This window comes from Paenibacillus sp. AR247 (assembly GCF_002968895.1).
GTDB classification, from domain to species: Bacteria; Bacillota; Bacilli; order Paenibacillales; family Paenibacillaceae; genus Paenibacillus_AQ; species Paenibacillus_AQ favisporus.
Genome location: NZ_PCZT01000005.1, coordinates 17,664 through 21,624, shown reverse-complemented (window position 1 = coordinate 21,624; position 3,961 = coordinate 17,664). Strand labels below are relative to the sequence as shown.

5 protein-coding genes and 2 pseudogenes are annotated in these 3,961 nt (G+C 54.0%); 4 read left to right on the top strand and 3 right to left on the bottom strand.

Translation table 11 applies throughout. The annotated features are described in order from the left end of the window. Positions 1–105: 105 nt before the first annotated feature. On the bottom strand, positions 106–987 hold the full coding sequence (gene lipA / locus CPT76_RS04090; protein WP_181152681.1) for a lipoyl synthase: 882 nt from the start codon (positions 985–987) through the stop codon (positions 106–108). 187 nt (positions 988–1,174) lie between these two features. Here lipA and CPT76_RS04085 point away from each other — a divergent pair, with 187 nt between their 5' ends. The 3 genes from CPT76_RS04085 to CPT76_RS04075 all read left to right on the top strand — a co-directional run bounded on the left by CPT76_RS04085 (position 1,175) and on the right by CPT76_RS04075 (position 2,723). Continuing rightward, positions 1,175–1,657 (top strand): hypothetical protein, encoded by a 483-nt coding sequence (locus CPT76_RS04085; protein ID WP_105442019.1) that lies wholly within the window; start codon positions 1,175–1,177, stop codon positions 1,655–1,657. Next, positions 1,657–1,836, top strand: coding sequence for a hypothetical protein (locus CPT76_RS04080; RefSeq protein WP_105442018.1), 180 nt, complete (start codon positions 1,657–1,659; stop codon positions 1,834–1,836). The genes CPT76_RS04085 and CPT76_RS04080 overlap by 1 nt, the downstream gene beginning before the upstream one ends. 83 nt (positions 1,837–1,919) lie before the next feature. Then, positions 1,920–2,723: an NAD kinase gene (locus CPT76_RS04075; RefSeq protein WP_076175238.1), complete on the top strand. Its 804-nt coding sequence runs from the start codon at positions 1,920–1,922 to the stop codon at positions 2,721–2,723. 163 nt (positions 2,724–2,886) lie between these two features. On the opposite strand, the gene CPT76_RS04070 is transcribed toward CPT76_RS04075, so the two are convergent. Beyond that, the gene (locus tag CPT76_RS04070; protein WP_105442017.1) at positions 2,887–3,108 is read right to left on the bottom strand and encodes a YutD family protein; all 222 of its coding nucleotides are present in this window, start codon (positions 3,106–3,108) and stop codon (positions 2,887–2,889) included. Positions 3,109–3,149: 41 nt separating this feature from the next. On the opposite strand from CPT76_RS04070, the pseudogene CPT76_RS04065 reads away from it, so the two are divergent. After that, a pseudogene (locus tag CPT76_RS04065) lies at positions 3,150–3,621 on the top strand (M23 family metallopeptidase); the annotation flags it as partial. Between the two features lie 71 nt (positions 3,622–3,692). Here CPT76_RS04065 and CPT76_RS38890 read toward each other — a convergent pair. After that, positions 3,693–3,961, bottom strand: a pseudogene (locus CPT76_RS38890) (sporulation protein YunB); the annotation flags it as partial.

The window sequence follows — 3,961 nt, the reverse complement described above, 5'->3', positions numbered from 1 at the left end:
GGTTCCAACCGTCTTTATGATCTTTAAGCACCTCATAATTTTTCCGCCGATCAGAATCAATGAACTACCCCTGCCTTTCTGCCTGAGGTTATCGTATAATGGCGCCTATTTATGCTGTGCAGCGGATTGTACCTGCTCATGGGCATGGTAGGAGCTGCGCACAAGCGGTCCGGATTCCACGTGGCTGAATCCCCGCTTAATGCCTTCTTCCTTCAGAGCGGCAAACTCATCCGGATGATAATATTTAACCACATTTAAATGCTGCGGAGAAGGCTGCAAATATTGCCCGATCGTCATAATGTTGCAATCCACGGCGCGAAGGTCGTCCATCGCCTGCAAAATTTCATCCCATTCTTCGCCGACTCCCAGCATGATGCTGGACTTCGTCGGAATGTTCGGCTGCATTTCCTTCGCTCTGCGCAGCAGCTCAAGGGAGCGGTCATACTTCGCTTTGGCACGCACCCGATTCGACATGCGTTCCACCGTTTCAATGTTATGGTTCAAAATATCCGGCTTAGCGTCCATCACGGTCTTCAGGGCGTCCCAATTGCCCATAAAGTCCGGAATCAGCACCTCCACGCTGCACAGCGGCAGACGCTTGCGGACAGCCTTGATCGACTCTGCGAAAATAGACGCACCGCCGTCGGACAGATCGTCCCGGGCCACACTGGTGATGACGCAGTGGCGCAGACCCATGTTCTCCGCCGCTTCAGCGACACGTTCCGGTTCCTGGAGATCCAGCTCCGTCGGTTTTCCTGTATTTACTGCACAAAAACGGCAGGCCCGCGTACAAATATCGCCGAGAATCATAAACGTGGCGGTACGATTGGCCCAGCACTCATATATGTTAGGGCAACGTGCTTCTTCACATACCGTGTGAAGGGTCTTAGAGCGCATCATGCTCTTAATTTCCTGGTAATTGTCACCGGTTGTCAGTTTGATGCGAATCCAATCCGGCTTTGGCTCCTTGATGGTATTCGTAGGCAATGTTCTGACCTTCTTTCGCTATCATGGTTAGCTGCTGCATGTTCCATATTATATCATGAAATCAGCCAAAATACTTCCATTTCCAAGCACGGATAAATTCGAGGTTCTTGATTCACTCTAAGGCTATGTCGGTCCAGTCCGAATATTGAGCGAGGACTGCATCAAACTGGCAGGAGGTAGAGAACCGATGAAATACATTGTTCCGCACACACGGTGGCTCAAACGTTCGCTGACAGGTGTACTCACATCAGCGCTGCTGCTGGGCTGCTTTCACCTTCCCGGCAAGGTGGGCGCGGAGCCGGCGGCTCCGGAGCCTAACCAAGCCGCCAAATCGCTGGACCAGCTGAGCCGGACAGAAATCCTGGAGTCCAGAAAGTCACTCTATGCGAAGATCAGCAAGGCCACCAACATCCCTTGGTACAGGATTGCCGCGATCGACCAGTACGAACGGACCTTGACCAAAGCCCATCCAAAGGATCGCAAGCACCCGGAGCGCCTCACCGGCATCCTCATTACGGAACCGGCCTGGTCGGGAGTGTTCAATCCGGAATTGAACGATCATAACCCGCGGTCCATTTCCATCTTCGACGGGTACGGCCGCGACGGCTCCGGCGACGGATCCATGGTTTTGTGGCTGCTTTCCTCGTTTTGTTTTTATGGGAACCAGTGATGGGACGTTATACCGATGCGCCTGCTTTCGCAAGCCAAAACTTCGGCTTTCTGGCCTCGGCCCAAGGCATCCGGGACTGCCTCGTCCTGTTGTGCATCCTGCTGGCCGGGATGACGGTGCTCTCCCTTCTGATCAGCTGGATTCAATCCTTGTGGCGCGGCGTTCGCCGGACCTCCTGATCACGGAACATGAAATGGACGTTGTGTTATCCTCCGATATTGTTTATGATTCTTATAAACCCATTACAAAGGAGCTTACACCCTTGAGATACTATGTTCTGGATCGCGGGGATCAGTTATCCGTGGATTTAAGCGAGCAGTTCCATAAGCTTGCGGCGCAACGGGGATTTCAGCTGGATGCCGAATCACCGGAGATTGTCATTTCCATCGGCGGGGACGGCACCATGCTTCATGCCTTTCATACGTTTATTGACCATATTCCTGACATTGCCTTCGTAGGGGTTCACACCGGACATCTGGGATTCTATGCGGACTGGAAAGCGGACGAGCTGCCGCAGCTGATCGAACTGATGAGCTCTGCGGCCAATTCGGGCTCCATTCGTCCGCGAATCGTCAAATATCCGCTGCTTGAACTTGAAATTCATAGAAAATCGGGCAACGCTTCCTATATCGCCTTGAACGAGTTCACCCTGAAAGGCGTCGACGGAACGGTAGTGGCCCAGGTGGACATCAACGACCAAACCTTTGAAATGTTCCGCGGCGACGGGATCTGTGTCTCTACGCCATCCGGAAGCACGGCATATAATAAAAGTCTTGGAGGCGCCATGGTACACCCGACTATCGAGGCGCTGCAGATCGCGGAGATCGCTTCGATCAACAACCGCGTCTTCCGGACGATGGGATCGCCCCTTCTGCTGCCCAAGCACCATCACTGCGACATTTTCTCCCGTAAAGAGCAGCGGCTCTTACTCTACATCGATCATGTCAACCTGCAGGTGGACGACCTCATCTCGGTTCGCTGCCAGGTCGCCAAGGAGAAGGTCAGCTTTGCGAGATACCGCCCGTTCCCGTTCTGGAACCGGGTGCGGGAAGCATTTCTGGGATAGATCAGCATCAAGACTTTATGTGCATGACAAGTTGCATAAGAAAAACGTCTATCGACGTACCTTCAAAGAAGACAGACCGCTTCTAGAGGAGGTTTTTCTTGCGAGATCAGGAAGCAGAAGCTCCGAAACTTATACTTTCTGATCTCATAACAAAAAGCGGCTCCTATACGGAACCGCTTTTTGTTTTCTCTTTGGGCTGCGACTCCCGGCTCTTCTGCAGTACAAAGTACGCGCAGCCGAAGTTGCAGTATTCGTTAATGTAATCCATCATACCGGAAATGGCTGTGTCTTTGGTTGCTTTGGGATGCTTATCCCGGTAAAACCCTTTAAGCCGGAGCTGACTGTAGCCCCAATCGCCGACAATATAGTCGTAGCGGTCCAGCACTTCACTGTATCGTTCACGAAAGGCTTCAAGGTTCCAACCGTGCCTTCCCTCTCCCCATCAGCAATAGCTACTCGTACCGGAGCGACCTGGGGAAGCGGGCGGAGCTGGGGAGGTTACCGGATCCATGAAGGCACGGACATCTTTGCGAACTATGGGGTTCCCGTACGAAGCACCTGCTATGGCGTAGTTGAGCTCAAGGGGTGGAACCCGTTCGGCGGTTGGCGCATCGGCATCCGGGATTTGGATAACCATTACCATTACTACGCTCATCTGCAGGGGTTTGAAAAGTCCATCAAACAGGGGGATATCGTCACACCAGGACAAACGATCGGCTGGGTCGGCAGCTCCGGCTACGGGAAACCCGGCACGCAAGGTAAATTCCCTCCGCACCTGCACTACGGCATCTACCGTGACAGCGGCCTGGTCGAATGGTCGTTCGACCCTTATCCATCCCTCCGGCGCTGGGAAATGGAAGAGCGCAAAGCGCTGAAACAGAAAAAGGGATCCTCCTGAACCGCGTGTTCGGGAGGTCCCTTTTTCTTATCGCTATACCAGGGCCGTTTAGTGCTTCCCTGCCTCCCCCGTTACCCGCCCGTCGAATCCGTTGTTCCGGGGTTTTCCCCTCCCGGATGGATGCTGGGCGGGGTAACGGCCGCCGGGCTTCCGCCTTGCTGGCTTTGCGCTCCGGCTCCGGGCAGCGCGATGCTTGGCGCCGCGGCCCCGTTCTCCCCAACCGGCGTGCCCTTGCTGTCGTAATAATACATCGGCACGTTGCCGACGACCATCAGGTAGGAGACCGGAATTTCCGTATCGACGATTTCAGGTTCCATGTCAAACGGCACAACGACTCCCA

Coding starts and splice junctions, on each gene's coding strand:
- CPT76_RS04080 (WP_105442018.1), top strand. CDS start 1,657: ATGGGACGTTATACCGATGCGCCTGCTTTCGCAAGCCAAAACTTCGGC.
- CPT76_RS04085 (WP_105442019.1), top strand. CDS start 1,175: ATGAAATACATTGTTCCGCACACACGGTGGCTCAAACGTTCGCTGACA.